The organism is Endozoicomonas sp. SESOKO1, from assembly GCF_024606265.1.
GTDB lineage: Bacteria > Pseudomonadota > Gammaproteobacteria > Pseudomonadales > Endozoicomonadaceae > Endozoicomonas.
This window is the reverse complement of sequence record NZ_JAHHPP010000122.1, coordinates 1-2,588: the sequence shown is the minus strand read 5'-3', so window position 1 is coordinate 2,588 and position 2,588 is coordinate 1. Positions and strand designations below refer to the sequence as shown.

General features: G+C 50.9%; 4 protein-coding genes. All 4 read left to right on the top strand.

The features are described from left to right. Positions 1-892: SIS domain-containing protein (locus KDK13_RS06105; RefSeq protein WP_257284078.1), on the top strand; the 892-nt coding region annotated here is incomplete at its 5' end. A 132-nt stretch (positions 893-1,024) separates the two neighbouring features. Next, a complete protein-coding gene (gene agaV / locus KDK13_RS06100; protein WP_257284077.1) occupies positions 1,025-1,513 on the top strand; it encodes a PTS N-acetylgalactosamine transporter subunit IIB in 489 nt (162 codons plus the stop codon). A 2-nt stretch (positions 1,514-1,515) separates the two neighbouring features. Continuing rightward, the gene (gene agaW / locus KDK13_RS06095; RefSeq protein ID WP_257284076.1) at positions 1,516-2,298 is read left to right on the top strand and encodes a PTS N-acetylgalactosamine transporter subunit IIC; all 783 of its coding nucleotides are present in this window, start codon (positions 1,516-1,518) and stop codon (positions 2,296-2,298) included. Continuing rightward, positions 2,288-2,588: PTS system mannose/fructose/sorbose family transporter subunit IID (locus KDK13_RS06090; RefSeq protein WP_257284075.1), on the top strand; the 301-nt coding region annotated here is incomplete at its 3' end. The genes agaW and KDK13_RS06090, both read left to right, overlap by 11 nt.

The following is a 2,588-nucleotide window of genomic DNA, read 5'->3' as shown; positions in this document are numbered from 1 at the left end:
TGATATTGTCGCCTCCCCGGCTGAGTGTTTTGCCGAACAGGTTCCTACCCTGGTTATCTCCATTGCCCGTTCCGGTCGCAGCCCTGAAAGTGTGGCCACTGTGCAGCTGGCCGATCAGGTTCTGGAAGAGTGCTACCACCTGGTGCTTACCTGTAATCCGGAAGGTGACCTGGCTCTGGCCAGCCAATCACGCACTAACATGTTCTGTCTGTTGATGCCTGAAGGCACTAACGACCGTGGTTTTGCCATGACCAGCAGCTACACCAGCATGATGTTGAGTGCACTGTGTATTTTTGATCCGCAGCAGGGCACCACTGAGTTGGTTGATCGTATCAGCCAGGTGACTGAACAACTGCTGGAAGAGAAGACTGAAGAGTTGAAAGCGCTGGCAGCCAGAGATTTTGACCGACTGGTATTCCTCGGCAGCTCCAGCCTGCAGGGAGTGGCGCAGGAAGCTTCTCTGAAATTCCTGGAACTGACGGCCGGTAAGGTGGTTTCTGTTTTTGATTCTCCCCTGGGCTTCCGCCATGGTCCTAAATCCATCGTTAATGACAAGACTGTCATTGTCGAGTTTATGACCAATGACCCATACACACGACAGTATGACCTTGATCTGCTGGCCGAGCTTCGTCGCGATGACAAGGCTGCTCATATTCTCGCTATTACCGATGAACAGGATGACGATGTTCGAAAGGGTAATGTGATGAGTCTGGGGCAAAATATGGGATGTGAAAATATTTGGCTTTCGTTTCCTTTCATTGCTCTAGCTCAAGTTTTTGCATTCTTTAAATCCGTACAATTGGGCATCACACCGGATAACCCCTGTCCTACCGGTGAAGTAAACAGGGTTGTCCAGGGCGTCATTATTCACCCTTATGACAAGCAGCCTTGAGCGCAGTCGCAGTAAAGAGGTCTTGAGCTGGAAATGCCGTTGTTTCCCGTTACGGGAAGCGTGAAAAATTTCACGACGGCATTTCAATAAAATTTGAGACCGATTGGTTAGAGACTTTCAGGAGTACTGTACATGAACACACCTAACATCGCGCTGGTACGTATCGATAACCGCATGCTGCATGGACAGATCGCTATCACCTGGAGCCATCACGCCGGTGGTAACCTGATTCTGGTAGCGAATGATTCAGCATCTGAAGACCCGGTTCGCCAGAACCTGATGGATATGGCGGCACCTCCCGGAATGGCTACCCGTTATTTCTCCATTCAGAAGACTATCGACGTTATTCACAAGGCAAGTCCTGCACAGAAGATCGTGATGGTGGTTGAAAACCCTCAGGACGTGCTGCGCATGGTTAAGGGTGGCGTGCCTATCAAAGAAGTGAATGTGGGCAACATGCACTTCAGTGAAGGTAAAAAGCAGATTCACAAGACCGTATCTGTAGACCAGAACGATATTGATACCTTCCGTGAACTGACTGAACTCGGTGTGGTATGCACCATCCAGCGTATGCCGGAAGAAGAAAAAATCGAAATCATGAGCGCTGTTAGCGAGGGATAAGCATGTTTATGGAAGCCCTGCTCGTCGCCCTTTGGGCGGCGCTGTGCGGCATCGACAAGTACGATGTCGCTTTGAATATTCACCGCCCACTGATCACCGGTACGGTTGTTGGTCTGATCATGGGTGACCTGCAGACCGGCCTGCTGGCTGGTGCAGCGATGGAACTGGCCTGGCTGGGTCTGGTACCCAACGCGGGTGCCCAGCCACCGGATGTTTGTATTGGCGCCATCATCGGTACCGTTTTCGTTATTCTGACCGGCGAGAATCCAGAGGTTGGTATCGGTATTGCCATGCCATTTGCTGTGGCCATGCAGAGTCTGGTGGTCCTGCTGTTTACGGCTTTTGCACCGGTAATGCACAAGTGTGACGATTACGCCAGGCGCTGCGATACCCGTGGTATCGATAACATGCTGTATCTCGGTCTGGGTGTGCGTGCTCTTCTTTATGCCGTGGTTGCTTTTCTGCCGGTTTACTTTGGTGCAGAAACGGCGGGTGCCATTGTTGCCCTGTTGCCTGAAGAAGTACTTGCCGGACTGTCTGCCGCTGGTCGTATGATGCCCGCCATCGGTTTTGCCATGCTGCTGAAGATCATGTTGAAAAAAGAAGTGGCAGCTTACTTCTTTATCGGTTTCGTTCTGGTGACTTACCTGAAGCTCCCGGTACTGGCCATTGCCATTCTTGGTACCTGTGTCGCTGTACTTGATTATATGGTGCGCAGTGAGCGTCAGACCGTAGCCCAGGCCCAACCAGCATCTGCACACGGAGATTTCAGCGATGGCATCTGATATCACATACGTAAATGACATCGCTGAAAGTAAAGCGCTGGTAGATGGCGTTAGCGATGAGATCCTGAATCAGGATTACTTTGAAGATCAGACGAAAGAAGAAGTCATTACCAAGAAGGACCTGTGGAATATTTCCATCCGCGGTCTGTTCATGGAAGGTAACTTCAACTACGAACGTATGCAGGCCGGTGGCTGGGCTTACACCCTGATCCCGATCCTGAAGAAGATCCACAAGAACAAGAATGACCTGGCCAAGTCATTGAAGATGCACCTTGAACTCTTCAATGCCT

Excerpts from the sequence above, each read along its gene's own strand:
- agaV (WP_257284077.1), top strand. The coding sequence starts at position 1,025 with ATGAACACACCTAACATCGCGCTGGTACGTATCGATAACCGCATGCTG.
- agaW (WP_257284076.1), top strand. The coding sequence starts at position 1,516 with ATGTTTATGGAAGCCCTGCTCGTCGCCCTTTGGGCGGCGCTGTGCGGC.